General features: G+C 70.3%; 16 protein-coding genes. 13 read left to right on the top strand and 3 right to left on the bottom strand.

What is annotated here, in order from left to right:
* The first annotated feature begins 30 nt into the window (after nt 1-30).
* The gene (gene kstD, locus AB0L60_RS14295) at nt 31-1710 is read left to right on the top strand and encodes a 3-oxosteroid 1-dehydrogenase (RefSeq protein ID WP_364612593.1); all 1680 of its coding nucleotides are present in this window, start codon (nt 31-33) and stop codon (nt 1708-1710) included.
* Nucleotides 1711-1783: 73 nt separating this feature from the next.
* Here kstD and AB0L60_RS14300 read toward each other — a convergent pair whose 3' ends face one another.
* The gene (locus tag AB0L60_RS14300; RefSeq protein ID WP_364612597.1) at nt 1784-2500 is read right to left on the bottom strand and encodes an SDR family oxidoreductase; all 717 of its coding nucleotides are present in this window, start codon (nt 2498-2500) and stop codon (nt 1784-1786) included.
* Between the two features lie 106 nt (nt 2501-2606).
* On the opposite strand from AB0L60_RS14300, the gene AB0L60_RS14305 reads away from it, so the two are divergent.
* Entirely contained in the window at nt 2607-3461 is an 855-nt protein-coding gene (locus AB0L60_RS14305; protein WP_364612600.1) for a LysR substrate-binding domain-containing protein, read from the top strand.
* A 79-nt stretch (nt 3462-3540) separates the two neighbouring features.
* A complete protein-coding gene (locus AB0L60_RS14310; RefSeq protein ID WP_364612603.1) occupies nt 3541-4662 on the top strand; it encodes a DUF5685 family protein in 1122 nt (373 codons plus the stop codon).
* Between the two features lie 95 nt (nt 4663-4757).
* On the opposite strand, the gene AB0L60_RS14315 is transcribed toward AB0L60_RS14310, so the two are convergent.
* Nucleotides 4758-5177, bottom strand: a complete 420-nt coding sequence (locus AB0L60_RS14315) for a hypothetical protein (protein WP_364612606.1) — start codon at nt 5175-5177, stop codon at nt 4758-4760.
* A gap of 190 nt (nt 5178-5367) precedes the next feature.
* Here AB0L60_RS14315 and AB0L60_RS14320 point away from each other — a divergent pair, with 190 nt between their 5' ends.
* From AB0L60_RS14320 to AB0L60_RS14340, 5 genes are all read left to right on the top strand, one after another.
* Nucleotides 5368-5559, top strand: a complete 192-nt coding sequence (locus AB0L60_RS14320) for a galactose oxidase-like domain-containing protein (protein WP_364612609.1) — start codon at nt 5368-5370, stop codon at nt 5557-5559.
* 50 nt (nt 5560-5609) lie between these two features.
* Nucleotides 5610-6386: an enoyl-CoA hydratase-related protein gene (locus AB0L60_RS14325; RefSeq protein WP_364612612.1), complete on the top strand. Its 777-nt coding sequence runs from the start codon at nt 5610-5612 to the stop codon at nt 6384-6386.
* An 84-nt stretch (nt 6387-6470) separates the two neighbouring features.
* On the top strand, nt 6471-6959 hold the full coding sequence (locus tag AB0L60_RS14330; RefSeq protein WP_364612615.1) for a hypothetical protein: 489 nt from the start codon (nt 6471-6473) through the stop codon (nt 6957-6959).
* A 5-nt stretch (nt 6960-6964) separates the two neighbouring features.
* Nucleotides 6965-8086 (top strand): histidine kinase, encoded by a 1122-nt coding sequence (locus tag AB0L60_RS14335; protein ID WP_364612619.1) that lies wholly within the window; start codon nt 6965-6967, stop codon nt 8084-8086.
* A complete protein-coding gene (locus AB0L60_RS14340) occupies nt 8053-8709 on the top strand; it encodes a response regulator transcription factor (RefSeq protein ID WP_364612622.1) in 657 nt (218 codons plus the stop codon). The genes AB0L60_RS14335 and AB0L60_RS14340 overlap by 34 nt, the downstream gene beginning before the upstream one ends.
* A gap of 163 nt (nt 8710-8872) precedes the next feature.
* On the opposite strand, the gene AB0L60_RS14345 is transcribed toward AB0L60_RS14340, so the two are convergent.
* Nucleotides 8873-9697 (bottom strand): TIGR02452 family protein, encoded by an 825-nt coding sequence (locus AB0L60_RS14345; RefSeq protein ID WP_364612625.1) that lies wholly within the window; start codon nt 9695-9697, stop codon nt 8873-8875.
* Nucleotides 9698-9815: 118 nt separating this feature from the next.
* Here AB0L60_RS14345 and AB0L60_RS14350 point away from each other — a divergent pair, with 118 nt between their 5' ends.
* The 5 genes from AB0L60_RS14350 to AB0L60_RS14370 all read left to right on the top strand — a co-directional run bounded on the left by AB0L60_RS14350 (nt 9816) and on the right by AB0L60_RS14370 (nt 14202).
* Nucleotides 9816-10178 (top strand): ACT domain-containing protein, encoded by a 363-nt coding sequence (locus tag AB0L60_RS14350; protein WP_364612628.1) that lies wholly within the window; start codon nt 9816-9818, stop codon nt 10176-10178.
* A gap of 251 nt (nt 10179-10429) precedes the next feature.
* The gene (locus tag AB0L60_RS14355; RefSeq protein ID WP_364612631.1) at nt 10430-10804 is read left to right on the top strand and encodes a BlaI/MecI/CopY family transcriptional regulator; all 375 of its coding nucleotides are present in this window, start codon (nt 10430-10432) and stop codon (nt 10802-10804) included.
* Nucleotides 10805-11098: 294 nt separating this feature from the next.
* Nucleotides 11099-11488, top strand: coding sequence for a hypothetical protein (locus AB0L60_RS14360; RefSeq protein WP_364612634.1), 390 nt, complete (start codon nt 11099-11101; stop codon nt 11486-11488).
* 99 nt (nt 11489-11587) lie between these two features.
* Nucleotides 11588-12883 carry a PLP-dependent cysteine synthase family protein gene (locus tag AB0L60_RS14365; RefSeq protein ID WP_364612637.1) on the top strand — a complete coding sequence of 432 codons (1296 nt, stop codon included), beginning with the start codon at nt 11588-11590 and terminating at the stop codon, nt 12881-12883.
* Between the two features lie 47 nt (nt 12884-12930).
* Complete coding sequence (locus AB0L60_RS14370) at nt 12931-14202, top strand: MFS transporter (RefSeq protein ID WP_364613108.1); 1272 nt, start codon at nt 12931-12933, stop codon at nt 14200-14202.
* Nucleotides 14203-14236 lie beyond the last annotated feature (34 nt).

The raw sequence follows: 14236 nt of genomic DNA on the forward strand, positions 1-14236 counted from the left end.
GCTACAACAGAACACGAAGATAGAGGAAACATGCAGCACGACAGGGCAACTGGCGAGACATTCGATCTGGTCGTCGTGGGATCGGGGGCGGCGGGCATGGCCGCGGCGCTGACGGCCGCCCACCACGGACTGTCCACGGTGATCGTCGAGAAGGCACGGGCATGGGGCGGATCCACCGCGAGATCCGGTGGCGGCGTGTGGATTCCGGGAAACACGGTGCTGCGCCGTGAGGCCCCCGCCGATGACCCCGAGGCCGCGCGAGCCTATCTGAAGCACATCGTCGGCCCCGGGGTGCCGCCCGAGCGGATCGACACCTTCCTCGACCGGGGACCGGAGGCCTTCGACTTCCTGGCCGCGCACGCGCCGCTGCGCATGCGGTGGGTGCCGGGCTATTCCGACTACTACCCGGAGGCGCCCGGCGGCCGCGGCCACGGCCGCTCGATCGAGCCCGTGCCCTACAACGCCACCGGTCTCGGCGCCGAATTGGCCACGCTGGAGCCCGATTACGTGAGGGCCCCGAAGAATGTCGTGATCACCCAGGCCGAGTTCCGGCAGCTGCATCTGGGCCTGCGCAATCCGCGCAGTCCGCTGGCGGCTATGCGCGTCGCCGGGCGGTGGCTGACTGCGGCCGTGCTGCGCCGGCGCGTCCTGGCCCGCGGCCAGGCGCTGAGTGCCATGCTGCGCGCCGGCCTGCTGGAGGCGAATGTGCCACTGTGGCTGGACACTCCGCTGGTGGACCTGCGCACCGAGGACGGCCGGGTCACGGGCGCGGTGGTGCTGCGCGACGGGCGCGAGCAGGTGCTCACCGCCCGCCGGGGCGTGGTCATCGCGGCCGGCGGCTTCGAGCACAACGAGGCGATGCGCAAGCAGTACCAGCGTGAGCCGATCGGCACCGACTGGACCGTCGGCGCGCAGGCCAATACCGGTGACGGCATCCGCGCGGGCGAGAATGCCGGTGGCGCGGTGGAATTCATGGCCGACGCCTGGTGGGGCCCGTCCATTCCGCTGCCCAGGCTGGCCTGGTTCTGCCTGGCCGAGCGCAATCTGCCCGGCAGTATCGTGGTCAACGACCGCGGCGAGCGGTTCATGAACGAATGCCTGCCGTACGTCGAGGCCACCCATCGCATGTACGGCGGCGAGCACGGGCAGGGCGCGGGACCGGGCGAAAACCTGCCCGCCTGGCTGATTTTCGACCAGCGCTATCGCAACCGTTACCAGTTCGCGGGTGTCCCGCCCCGTCAGCCCCTGCCCGGCCGCTGGTTCAAGTCGGGCGCGCTCACCCGTGCCGACTCGCTGCCCGAACTCGCCGAGAAGATCGGTGTCCCGGTCGAGAAACTCCGGGCCACGGTGACTCGTTTCAATGAATTCGCCACCGCCGGTACCGATCCCGACTTCGGTCGCGGTGACAGTGCCTACGACAACTACTACGGCGACCCGCGCAACCGCCCCAACCCGAATCTCGGTGCGCTGGAGACCGGTCCGTTCTACGCGGCGAAACTGGTGCCGGGCGACCTCGGCACCAAGGGGGGTCTGAGCGCCGATGTCGACGGCCGGGTGCTGCGGCCGGACGGCTCGGTGATCGAGGGCCTGTACGCGGCCGGCAATGCGAGCGCTCCGGTCATGGGCCACACCTACGCCGGACCCGGCGCGACCATCGGCCCCGCTGTCGTCTTCGGCTACCTGGCGGCCCGCCACGCGGCCGGTAGGTAGTCCCGGCACCGACCGGCGCACCGCTGGGGGATCCGTCCGGTGTCCCGCGGCGGTGCGCCACCCGACGTCCGGGTCAGGCCAGGACCGCGCCGCCGTCGAGGGGCAGCACGGTGCCGGTGGCGTGGGGCTGGGTGAGGAAGAAGACGAAAGCCTGCGCGATATCGCCCACTTCGGCGATGCGGCGCAACGGCGTCGCGGCCGCGGTATCGGCGTAGAACTGCTCGCGCAAGTCCTCGGGGAAGTTCCACAGCGGCGACCGGACCACACCCGGCATCACCGCGTTCACCCGGATCGGCGCCAGTTCCACCGCCAGCGCCCGGGTCAGGGTCTCGATCGCGCCGCAGACGCTGGACGTGACCGTCGAACCCGGGACGGGGCGCGGCCCGGCGGTACCGCTGGTCAGGGTGATCGACCCGTCGGCCCGCAGCCGCGGCGCGGCCGCCTGTACCGCGGCCAGCACGCTGAAGTAGCGCAGCTCGAAGAACTTCCGCGCGGCGTCGAGATCCAGTTCGGCCAGCGGGGAGAGCAGCAGCGGCTCGCCGGCGGTGTAGACGAGGTGGTCGAGCGCGCCGAGTTCATCGAACATCGCGCGAATCCGGTTGGTGTCGTTGAGATTCGCGACCAGGCCGGTGACGCCGGCCGGGAGTTCGGCCACCGCGTTGTCCACGTTCTCCTGGCGGCTGGAGACGACGGTGACCTTCGCGCCCTGTGCGGCGGTCGCGGCCGCCACGGCGTAGCCGATTCCGGAGGTGCCGCCCAGGATGACGACGTGCTGTCCGTCGAGAGACATCGGATTTCCTTTCGGGGAATGCTGTGTGTGTGCCTCTCCACCTTGGGTTTCGCGACCCGCTCCCGTCCAAGACCTATACCGCCGCCTGTAATACCCTGAAGGCATCATGAGTGACGTCGATCTGCGCAAGCTGCGCTACTTCGTGGCGGTGGCCGAACACCTGCATTTCGGCCGCGCCGCGGAGCAGTTGTTCATCGCGCAACCGGTCCTGTCACGCCAGATTCGCGCGCTCGAGGAGGAACTGGGCGCGCAGCTGTTCGCCCGCGATCGGCGCGGGACCGCGCTGACGGCGGCGGGGGAGCAGCTGCTGGCCGACGCCAGACCGCTGCTCGCCGCCGCGGAGGCCCTGCAGCGCAGGGTGATTCGGGCCGTCGAGGGGACGCAGCGCTTCACCGTCGGCTTCATGCCCGGCCTCATCGTGACCGCCGCGGTGCGGACGCTCACCGAGCGTCACCCCGGCCTCACCGTCGATCTGGTGCGCACCGGCTGGTTCGATCAGGTCGAGGTGGTCCACGACGGCCGCGTCGACGTCAGCGTGGTGCGGCTGCCGGTGGACCCGCACGGTCTGGTCGTGCGCCCGCTCTATACCGAGCCCCGGGTCGTGGTGCTGCCCGCCGACCACCGCCTCGCGGGCAAGGACGCGGTCGCCGTCGGCGATCTCGCCGACGAGCACCTGCTCCAGGACCCGGACACGGTCCCCGAATGGAGCGCGGTGGCAACCGAATTGGGCACCGACCGCCCCGCCGTCCCGGTCTTCCACAGTGTGGAGGAGAAGCTCGAGCACGTCGCCGCGGGCCGGGGCGTCATGTTCCTGCCGCTGTCGGTGATGACCTTCTACACCCGCCCGGACATCGCCTACGTCCCGGTTCCCGACCTCGCGCCGCTGCAGGTGAGCCTGGCGTGGTCGTCGGTGCGCCCGGTCCCGCTGGCCGAGGAGTTCGCCCTCCTTGCCGCCCAGTGAGATTCGATCTACGGCGTCCACTCGGGAGTGATCTCGATTCCGGGCGACGAATGCCGCGCGAGCGGTTACCGTCGATGGTGTGTTCGGCATCATCCGGCCCTGCCGTCATCGGCTGGGCGAGGAACTCGGGCGGGCCTGGCTGGCGCAACTGTGCGGACTCTGTCTGGCACTGCGTGACGACCACGGCCAGAGCGCCCGCATGGCAACCAATTACGACGGGCTGATCGTCTCGGCCCTGGTGGAGGCGCAGTCCACGGCGCCGCCCACCCGCCGCTCAGCCGGGCCCTGCCCGCTGCGCGGCATGAAACGCGCCGACGTCGCCACCGGCGACTGCGTCCGGCTGGCCGCCACCGTCTCGCTGGTGCTGGCCGCTGCCAAGGTGCGCGACCACGTGGCCGATCACGACGGCATGGCGGGCGCGGCCGGATTCCGGCCTGCCGCCCGGCGCATCGCCCAGCGCTGGGCCCGGCAGGGCGAATCCACCGGCGCCGGACTGGGTTTCGACACCGGCGTGCTGGTGACCGCCGTGGATCGGCAGGGCGAGGTGGAGGCCGCGGCCGCCGTGGGCACCCCGCTGCTGGAGGTCACCGAACCCGCCGAAACCGCGACCGCCGCGGCCTTCGGCCACACCGCCGTTCTCGCGGGACGCCCGGGAAACCAGGCAGCGCTGTCGGAGGTCGGCCGATTGTTCGGCCGCATAGCGCATCTCGTGGATGCCGTCGAGGACCTGGACGAGGATCTCGCACACGGGAAGTGGAATCCCCTCGCCGCCACGGGAACCGAGGTGGCTGAGGCGCACCGCTTGTGCACCGACGCCCTGCTGGGTATCGAATTGGCGTTGGCCGACGTGGAATTCACCGATGGACGGCTGATTCACAAGCTGCTGAAGCACGAGCTGAACCGGTCGGTGACAAGGACTTTCGGCGGTCCCGCGCACACCTGCGCGAATCACGGTGCGGCCACCGCGCCGCGGAGCCGCTGGCGTCGCCGGGGTCCGGGACCGGGCCCCTGGGGGCCGCCGCCGCCCGGCTACGGTCCGCCTCCGGGCTACGGCCCGGGTCCCGGCTACTACGGTCCCGCCCCGCGGCGCCGCAGTGGCTTCTGCCTGCCGTGCTGCGAGGGCTGCGTCTGCTGCGGCGAAGGATGCTGCTGTTGTGAGGAATCCTGTTGCTGCTGTGAGGAAACCTGCTGCGACTGCTGAGTCACCGCGAGGGGCGGGCACTGCGGATTGCCCAGCCCTCCCGGCCCGATGATCCCGCCACCTCCGGGTCGGCGGCTCACCGATTACCGGATCGGCTAGCTGGAGGCGGAGGCGGAGCCGGTCGAGAGCAGGCTGCTGCCGCTCGCGCTGCCGCTGATCAGATTCGACAGGCCCGACGAGCCGGTGTTCGTGGTGGTGGTCTGCAGGGTCCAGGTCCCGCAGCCGCTGGTGAAGAAGGCGACGTCGGTGGGCTTGATCTCGACGGTGACGGTGCCGTTGACCGCGCCGCCGGCCTGGATGGTGGCGTTGGCGTCGGGGGTGATGGCCGACAGCCGCGCCCAGGCGCACACGGTGGTGGCCGTCGTGGTCTTGTAGACGCCGGGCTGGATGTCGACGCCGACCTTGAAGGTGGCATCGGTGCTCATGCTGTTGCCGACGGCATTCGCGGTGCCGGTGGAGGCCAGGATGGCGGCCGCGGTGAGTGCGAGGCCGTTGGCCCAGACTGTCTTTCTCATAATGTGTCCTCAAAGGGTGTGAAACGAGAGCGTTTCGCAGAGTAATGGGCGCCCGGGTCACCGGGGTGCGTTTTCCATAACCTGGCGTAAATGGGCATCCGGACATCGAACATCGGATGCCGCAATTGCCGCGGGCCGCCATGATTGGTTGCGTGGCAGGACAATTCGTTCCCATTCCGGATTGGTTCTCATGCGACAAGAACCAGCGGCTGATCGACCTGCCGATCACCCCGTCCGCGCCCGGCGCCCTCGCCGTCACGCTGCCCTCGAACCGGGGCCGGCCCCGCCCGGCTGGTACCTCGTGGTCGTGGTGGACACCGACGGGATTCCCTCGACCGGGCAGTGGCTGCACCTGAATCCGGACGCGCCCGCACCCGTGTGAGCCGCGAAATGCGGCAGCCCGGGCCGATACTCCGCACTACCGTGGAAGGCATGACCGCGGAGTACCGGCACCTACTTGTGAAGCGCGACGGCGACACCATCACCGTCACCATGAACCGTCCCGACCGCCGCAACGCGCTGTCCGCCGACCACCTCACCGAACTGCTGGCCGCGTTCCGTGCCGCGGGCGACACCGACGCCACCGGCATCGTGCTCGCCGCGGCCGGGCCGGTGTTCAGTGCGGGCCACGATTTCGCCGATGTGGCTGCCCGTGACCTGCTCGGCGTGCGCGACCTGCTCACCCTCTGCCAGCAGGTCATGACCACCCTGGAGACGGTGCCGCAGGTGGTGATCGCCCGCGTGCACGGGCTGGCCACCGCGGCCGGCTGTCAGCTCGTCGCGTCCTGCGACCTGGCCGTCGCCGCCGATTCGGCGGGCTTCGCCCTCCCCGGCGGCAAGGGCGGCTGGTTCTGCCACACCCCGGCTGTCCCGGTCGCCCGTTCCGTCGGCCGCAAACGCCTGATGGAGCTGGCCCTCACCGGCGACGTCATCGACGCTCGCACCGCCGTCGACTGGGGTCTGATCAACTACGCCGTCCCCGACGCCGACCTCGACGACGCCGTCGCCGGCCTGCTCGCCCGCGCCACCCGTGGCAGCCGCGCGAGCAAGGCGCTCGGCAAACGCACCCTCTACGCCCAGCTCGACCGACCCGAGGCCGACGCCTACACCCTCGCCCGCGAGGTCATGGCCGCCGCCTCCCAATTGCCCGGCGCCCGCGAGGGAATGGCCGCCTTCCTGGAGAAGCGCCCGCCCGTCTGGCCCGGCTGACCGGCGAGTGGGTGGGAGGGGATCCCACCCGGTCTCCACCCTGGGGTGGTGGGTGGAGGCGGTTCGCGGGGCGACCGTAGAGGCATGAACTTGCAGAACGCGGTGGTCGACGGCGCGGTGGCGGTGCTGGTGATCGGGTGGATCGTGTACCGGCAGACCCGGTGGCAGGTCCTCGACGCCAATCGGCTGTGGCGAGGGCCGATCATTCTCGGGCTGGTGGGGTTTCTGCAGATGAAGTCCGTGGTCACCGGTGGCGGCCTCGGGGTGATGTCGGTGGCCCTGCTGGCCTTGTCGGCGGCGCTCGGTGTCGGGATCGGCGTGGTGATGGGCATGCTGTCCCAGCTGCGCCGCACCGCCGCGGGATTGGAGGCGCGGACCGGGTGGGCCGGATCGCTGCTGTGGCTGGTGCTGCTGGCGGCGCGCATCGGGGTGGACGTCGTCGCGCACCTGGCCGGCGCGGTGGCCGTCACCTCGGTCGGGGCGATCCTGCTGGTGGTGGCGCTCAATCGGGCGGGCCGGGCGCTGGTGCTGGCCCGGCGCGCCGAGCAGGCGCAGCCGGTTGCGGCACACTGAGACCGATGTCCATCATCGATCCACCCTCGAGCCTGTCCAGGCTGCTGCGCCTGGTCGGGCTCGTCGCCGTGGTCTCCTCCTCGGCGAGTGTGGCCCTGTTCCACCGGCCGTGGGTGGCGGCGCTGGTGGTGCTGTCGTGGCTGGGCTGGGCGGCGTGGGTGGTGATGCCCGCACGGAAGTGGCGGCGGGAACGAATCTGCCTGTGCGCCATGGCCATCGGTGGAGGATCGACCGTCGCCCAGTCGGTCGGGTCCGGAATCACGGCCCTGGCCACGGTATTCATCGCCCTCGGCCTGCTGAGCGCGCCGCTGTGGTTCGGCCTGGCGATCGCGGTGTCCACCTCGGTGCTCATGTGTGTCTCCATCCTGGTGGACGGTGCGCGTCCAGGGGCGCTGGTGGGATTGCTGGTCGGTGTGGTCGTGGTCGGCTTGGCGGGCTGGAGCCGCCGCCAGGCGCGGGTCGGCGCGGAGCGCAATCGGATGCTGGTGGAACAGAATCGGATCATTCGCGAGGAGCGTGATCGGGCCGCCGCCCTGGCCGAGCGCGGGCGTATCGCCCGCGACATCCACGATGTGCTCGCCCACACTCTGGGCGGTCTGGTGCTCCAACTCGACGCCGCGGACGCACTGCTGGAAGCGGGGGAGACGGACCGGGCCGCGGAGCGGGTCAAGGCGTCTCATCGGCTGGCGGTGTCCGGGCTGGCCGATGCCCGCCGGGTGGTGGGCACGCTGCGGTCGGGCGGCTTCGACACGGCGGCCGAGCTGCGCCGGGTGGTCGAGGAGCACCGCGCGGCCGGCGGGCAGCTGGCCGAGCGATTCGATGTCGCGGTGGATCCGGCGAACGAGCAGGCGGCGGTGGCCCTGATCCGGGCGGTGCAGGAGGCGCTCACCAATGCGCGCAAACACGCACCCGGGCAGGCGGTTACGCTCACACTGCGCAGCAGCGGCGCGTCGCTGGAGGCGGTGGTGTCGAATCCGATTGCCGCGCAACGGATGCCGCTCGGCAGCACCGGTTCCGGGGCGGGACTGCTGGGTATGCGGGAGCGGATCGAGGCGGCGGGCGGACTGCTGTCCGCAGGGAAGGAGGAGGGTCGGTGGACAGTGCGAATCCTGCTGCCGCGGAAGTGATCACGGTGGTGGTGGCCGACGACCAGACCACCGTGCGCGACGGGCTCACCACGGTGCTGTCGCTGCTGCCCGATATGCGGGTGGTGGGGGAGGCCCGCGACGGCGCGGAAGCGGTCGAGCTGGTACGGCGGGTGAAACCCCGTGTGGCGCTGATGGATCTGCGCATGCCCGGCATCGACGGTGTGGCCGCGACCGCCGCCATCACCGCCCGACATCCCGAGACCGCGGTCCTGGTGCTCACCACCTACGCCGACGACGCCTCCATCGCGGGCGCGCTGCGGGCGGGTGCACGCGGCTATCTCACCAAGGACGCCGGTCGCGTCGAGATCGCCGCGGCCATCCGATCCGTCGCGAGCGGTCATACCACCCTGGCCGCAGACGTGAGCCGCCGCCTGCTCTCCGCCCTCGACGCGCCACCCGAACCGCCCGCCGATCTCACCGACCGCGAGCGGGACGTGCTGCGGCTGATGGCGCAGGGGCGCAACAACTCCGAGATCGCCAAGGAACTGTTCATCGGCGTCAGTACCGTGAAGACGCACATCAATTCACTGTTCGCCAAGCTCGGGGTCCGCGATCGCGGCCAGGCCATCGCCTTCGCTCATCGCACGGGTCTGGCCCGCTGAGCGAGGGTCCGGGCCTATTGGACCACAATCGGCTATCTGGGTCTGTAGATATTGCAATCTGAACATGGATCACCGATATGGCACCGCTGCCGCGACACCCGGACCATGAACCTGTTCAGAACAAGCAGCTGAGAAGAGCGGTGCTCGCCATCGGACTTCGCTGCTAGGGGGAAACCGCTTGCCCGAAGCGGGCTTCGAATGCGGCGCGGTTGGCCGAGACGGGGGAGCGGTCCCAGACGGCGAACACGATGCGATCGAAGGCGGCGCCGTGGATCTGGAGCGCCCGGTCGAAGGCCTCGGCGACCTCGTTCGGGTCATTGCGGAACACGCCGCATCCCCACGCGCCGAGGACCAATTCGCGGACGCGCTCGTGGGCGGCGACGGCGAGCACCCGCTCGGCGCGCGCGATCAGGATCTCGCGAACATCGACCCGTTCGCCCGAACGGTCCGCCAGCGCACCGGCATTCGGGGCGGGCGAGGTCAGGAACGAGGCGGTGAAGGTATGTGCGGTGAGCGCGCCGCGGTCGTCGCGGATGACCGGGACCTCGCGGGAGAAGATGACGCGATGGCTGTAGCGCAGATCGTCGGATGCGCGGTGGGCCTCATAGTAGCGGGGCGTCTCGAGCAGGCAGCGATAGAGCAGGGCGCTGCGGCACAGGTCTTCCTCCTGGGCGCGGGCGCCGCGGAGGTAGCCGCCGCCGGGGTTGCGGGCGGAGGCGAAATTGAGGACGGCGATGGCCTTTCCGCCTTCCTCGTGTAGCCGGCGCGCGGCCTGCATGCTGCCTTCGGCTGTGACCTCGGGGCGTCCGGTGAACGGTCCGGGGTCACGGTTGTAGAGCTCCTGGTCGGGTTCGAAGCAGTGGGTCCAGGCGCGCGCCTCGGACAGCGCGTCGGTGATGTCGACGAGGGTTCCGTCGGCCGCACGATAGGTGCCGAGGGCGGCGATCCGCTCGTTCTCGTCGGCGATTTGTTGTGGGCTGGTACTCATTTCAGTGACCATACGGGCGGGGCCCGGGGATGGCATCCGAATTTTAGTCGCAGACACCAATACTGGGCTGTCGCGGTTGCGTACCGGGTTTGTCCGACCGTCCGCCTACGATGTCGCCATGACCGGCTCCCAGCGTTTGCGGATCGTCCCGTCGCAGTTCGCGGTGGATCATCTGTCGAATTCCACCTTCCCGGAGGATGACGAGTGGATCGCCCTGGTGCGGGCGCCGGAGGGGCTCACCGTGATTCGCGAGGCGCCCGCGTGGGCTGAGGGCGAGACCTGGAAGGGTTTCTACGGTGTCGACGCGGGCAGTCTGAGCGCGCCCGGCACGCTGGCCGCCTTGATCGGGCCGCTGGCGGAGTCGTCGATCCCGGTGTTCGTCGCCTCCACCTTCCACGCGGATCTGGTGCTGGTTCCCGCGCATCGGCTGGCGGAGGCGTCGGCGGCGCTGCGTGATGCGGGGCATCGCATCGCCGACTGATGCCGAGGCATGGTTGGGAAGCGGGACTTTGGGGTAGTCCGGCGTTGTCCCGCTGTCCGGTTGCGTGGGACGGCCCACGGGTGCACCATATTACTGCCTACGTACGTAGAACGTATGAGCGGGCGCGCCCCCGGCGCCCGGGGCGGATTGAGTCCATACCGGCGATCACCCTACGATCGGGTGCGCACCAGGACAGTAGGTCGACACGCGATGCGGAATCGGCTGAGCCGTGAGGTGAGGAGACGTCAGACGTGAGTGCGCGAGGCTTCGGAGACCTGGAAGCGGTCGTCATCGAACGCATCTGGGATCGCTCCGGCAAGACGACGGTCCGGGAAGTGTTCGACGAGCTGGCCGGCGAGCGCGACATCGCGTACACCACCGTCATGTCCACCATGGACAATCTGCATCGCAAGGGCTGGCTGGAACGCGAACGCGTCGGCAAGGCCTACCGATACTGGGCCACCCTGAGCCGCGAGGAGTACAGCGCTCGTCTCATGCGTGAGGCGCTGGGCAGTGGCGGTCGTTCGGATCTGGTGCTCGCGCACTTCGTGGAGCAGATGAGCGCCGAGGAGTCCGAGGGCCTGCGCGCGGCCCTGCGCAAACTCGCGCGCTCCAAACTGCGCTGACCGGAGGGTCCGCGCGCCGCCTCGATTCCCGCCGCTGCCACCGGTAGTGGTGTGCTGCCTCGTGTCGGTCGCGGGTTCGGCGTGTCGGGTGGCCGATTGCGCAAACCTCATGCGTGTCCTGTCGTTTTGCCTCGGATTCGCCTCGGCCGGGCGTGAGCCCGATCATCGGCTCCCATCTAACTACGTACGTAGATAGTAGATTGTTTCGAGGGTGTGTCAATGACATGCCGGCGAGGAAACCGGTCGGTCAAAACATCGGCCGGGCAGTCGGATTCGAGGCGGGAGGTGTCGGCGGTGGGTCGTGTCGGCGGGTTCGGCCGGACGCTGTGGGTGCTGCTCGGCTCGGGGCTGGTGCTGCTCGCCGCGATTGCCGGTTGCGCGCTCGGCGATGGGTCCGACCATGCGCGCCCGCTGGAAGCGGTGTCGATCGCCCCGGGCGAGCCGGGGGATCCGGGACCGCACGGCGGCGAATCCGCGCACTGTGACCCGCATGTCGAGGACGCGGTCCGGACGGCCTCGCCCGGCGCGGACCACCCGCCGGAGGCGGCGGCCGATCCCGTTGTCCCGGCAGCCGGACCTGCGGATACCGGAATCGCCGCCGTGTCCCACGGCGTTCGGGGACCACCCGATTACGCGGTCGGCGGCCGGATGCTGCTGACCCGCCTGTGTATCGACCGACGCTGATCGGCCAGCGACAGGCCCTGGGCGTCCTGCCCGGGCCGGAGTCCGTTGCCGTGCACGTCATGCCGCCGCCACGGCGGTCCGATACCGAAAGCGACAGTCATGGACAAAGGTCTGCTCGACGACTTCGACACGATCACCGGCCATCCCGGATTGCCCGGCCTGGCCCGGGAACCCCGCGCGCTGGTGGGCAATACGCCGGTGCTGTGGGTAGGGGAACCGTTCGCGCCCCCGGGGCTCGGCTTCTGGGCCAAGCTCGAGGGACGCAATCCGGGCGGGATGAAGGACCGGCCCGCACTGCACATGGTGCGGTGCGCCCGGGAACGGGGAGTGCTGGCACCAGGCGGGCGGATCATCGAATCATCCAGCGGCACACTGGGGTTGGGGCTGGCGCTGGCGGGGCTGGTATACCGGCATCCGGTGACGGTGGTCACTGATCCGGGGCTCGAACCCATGGTCGCGCAGCTGCTCGCGGCCTACGGCGCCCATGTGGAGCTGGTGTCCGAGCCGCATCCGGCCGGCGGCTGGCAGCAGGCGCGCCGCGATCGGGTCGCCGAACTGCTGGCGGCCGAGCCCGGGGCGTGGTGCCCGGACCAGTACGGCAATCCCGACAATGTCGACGGCTACGAGTCCGTGGCCCGGGAGTTGATCGAACAGCTCGGCGGTGTCGACATCCTGGTCTGCGCCGTCGGGACCGGCGGCCATTCCGCCGGTGTCGCCCGTGCCCTGCGTCGCACCAACCCGGACCTGTCCCTGATCGGTGTGGACACCGTGGCCTCCACCATCTTCGGACAGCAGGCGGGCCCGCGACTCATGCGCGGTCTCGGCTCCAGCATCCACCCGCGCAATGTCGACTATGCCGCCTTCACCGAAATCCACTGGGTCGCACCGGCCGAAGCCGTCTGGGCCTGCCGCACCCTGGCCGCCGCCTACCTCGCCAGCGGTGGCTGGAGCGTCGGCGCGGTCGCGCTGGTCGCCGGGTGGGCGGCCCGTACCCACGCGCCGGGTACTCGTATCGTCGCCGTCTTCCCCGACGGTCCGCATCGCTACTTCGACACCATCTACAACGATTCCTATTGCGCCGCACACGGACTGCTCGGCGCTCCGCAACCCATGGCGCCGGACACGATCGCTCATCCCCGGGACCGGCAGGTGGAGAAGTGGACCCGCTGCTCCACGGTGATCGACCCCCGGGCGTCGGAGCCCGCGTCGGAGACGGGAGCCTGCGACCGCACTCCTGCTCTGACCGCGAACGCGGTCGGCCCGATTCCCGGTGGCGGTCCTGGCGGTGGTGCGGCCGGTCGTTCGACGGCGGTGGGGCCCGGAGATGGTGAGCCGGTGGGGAATCCGGCACTCGGTTCGGCGAGTGCACGCGACGTCGTGGAGCCGCTGTCGTGAACATCGTGGCGAAGTTCCGCGGGTTCGATCGGGCCGCGCGGTTGCTGATGGTCAATCAGTTCGGCATCAACCTCGGGTTCTACATGCTCATGCCGTATCTGGCCGGCTATCTGTCCGGGCCGCTCGGTTTGGCGGCGTGGGCGGTGGGGCTGGTGCTGGGTGTACGGAATTTCTCGCAGCAGGGGATGTTCCTGGTGGGCGGCACGCTGGCGGATCGGCTGGGGTACAAGCCGCTGATCGTGGCCGGATGCCTGTTGCGGACAGCTGGTTTCGCGCTGCTGGTGTTCGCGTCGGATCTGCCGGGCCTGCTCATCGCCTCGGCGGCAACGGGATTCGCGGGGGCGCTGTTCAATCCGGCGGTGCGGGCCTATCTGGCCGCGGAGGCGGGGGAGCGGCGGGTGGAGGCGTTCGCGGTGTTCAACGTTTTCTACCAGGCCGGGATGCTGGCGGGCCCGCTGGTCGGATTGGCACTGCTGGCCTTGGATTTCCGGGTCACGGCTGCCGCGGCGGCCGTGGTGTTCGCGCTGCTCACCGTGGCGCAGCTGTTCGCTCTGCCCGCGCGCCGCGGTGCCGAACCGGCCATGCGAACCTCGGTGCTGGAGGATTGGCGCACCGTCATCGCGAATCGCCGTTTCGTCGCGTTCGCGCTGGCCATGATCGGCTCGTATGTGCTGTCGTTCCAGGTGTATCTGGCGCTGCCCCTGCAGGCCGAGTACCTGGCCCGTGAGCGGGCGCAGACGGTCACCTCGGCGCTGTTCGTGATCTCCGGCCTCGTCGCGGTCGCGGGGCAGCTGCGCATTACCGCCTGGTTCCGGAAACGCTGGGGGACCGGCCGCGGCCTGGTGGTCGGTGTGGCCCTGCTGGCGGTGGCGTTCGTGCCGCTGGCGATCCTGCCCGTACCGCGGCCGTTCGGTGCGCCGGTGGCCATCGGCGCACTGCTGCTGGGGGCGGCGGTGCTGGCGGTCGGCACGGCGGCGGTGTTCCCGTTCGAGATGGACACCGTGGTCTCCCTGTCAGGGAATCGGCTGGTAGCTACGCATTACGGCTTCTACAACACGGTGGTGGGCATCGGCATCCTGGTCGGCAATCTCGCGACGGGTGCGCTGCTGGGTGCGGCGCATGCCGCCGGGGCGGACTGGGCGGTGTGGCTCGGTCTCGCGGTCATCGGCGCGCTGGCGGCCTTCGCCTTGCATGTCCTGAATCGGTCCGATCGGGATCCGGCCCCCACCGGCAGGCATCGCACGCCGATCGAGGATCCGTCATCGCCCGCGGGTCGGCGGATCGACTATCCGACCCGGCCGCTGCCGGTGCGGCGCTGAGCCCAGGACCCGGCGCGGCGATCCGCGCCGGGTC

Source organism: Nocardia sp. NPDC051981, assembly GCF_040680715.1.
Lineage (GTDB): Bacteria > Actinomycetota > Actinomycetes > Mycobacteriales > Mycobacteriaceae > Nocardia.

Excerpts from the sequence above, each read along its gene's own strand:
- AB0L60_RS14345 (WP_364612625.1), bottom strand. The coding sequence starts at position 9,697 with ATGAGTACCAGCCCACAACAAATCGCCGACGAGAACGAGCGGATCGCC.
- AB0L60_RS14315 (WP_364612606.1), bottom strand. The coding sequence starts at position 5,177 with ATGAGAAAGACAGTCTGGGCCAACGGCCTCGCACTCACCGCGGCCGCC.
- AB0L60_RS14370 (WP_364613108.1), top strand. The coding sequence starts at position 12,931 with ATGGTCAATCAGTTCGGCATCAACCTCGGGTTCTACATGCTCATGCCG.
- AB0L60_RS14330 (WP_364612615.1), top strand. The coding sequence starts at position 6,471 with ATGAACTTGCAGAACGCGGTGGTCGACGGCGCGGTGGCGGTGCTGGTG.
- AB0L60_RS14300 (WP_364612597.1), bottom strand. The coding sequence starts at position 2,500 with ATGTCTCTCGACGGACAGCACGTCGTCATCCTGGGCGGCACCTCCGGA.
- AB0L60_RS14320 (WP_364612609.1), top strand. The coding sequence starts at position 5,368 with ATGCGACAAGAACCAGCGGCTGATCGACCTGCCGATCACCCCGTCCGC.
- kstD (WP_364612593.1), top strand. The coding sequence starts at position 31 with ATGCAGCACGACAGGGCAACTGGCGAGACATTCGATCTGGTCGTCGTG.
- AB0L60_RS14350 (WP_364612628.1), top strand. The coding sequence starts at position 9,816 with ATGACCGGCTCCCAGCGTTTGCGGATCGTCCCGTCGCAGTTCGCGGTG.
- AB0L60_RS14335 (WP_364612619.1), top strand. The coding sequence starts at position 6,965 with ATGTCCATCATCGATCCACCCTCGAGCCTGTCCAGGCTGCTGCGCCTG.
- AB0L60_RS14325 (WP_364612612.1), top strand. The coding sequence starts at position 5,610 with ATGACCGCGGAGTACCGGCACCTACTTGTGAAGCGCGACGGCGACACC.
- AB0L60_RS14305 (WP_364612600.1), top strand. The coding sequence starts at position 2,607 with ATGAGTGACGTCGATCTGCGCAAGCTGCGCTACTTCGTGGCGGTGGCC.
- AB0L60_RS14365 (WP_364612637.1), top strand. The coding sequence starts at position 11,588 with ATGGACAAAGGTCTGCTCGACGACTTCGACACGATCACCGGCCATCCC.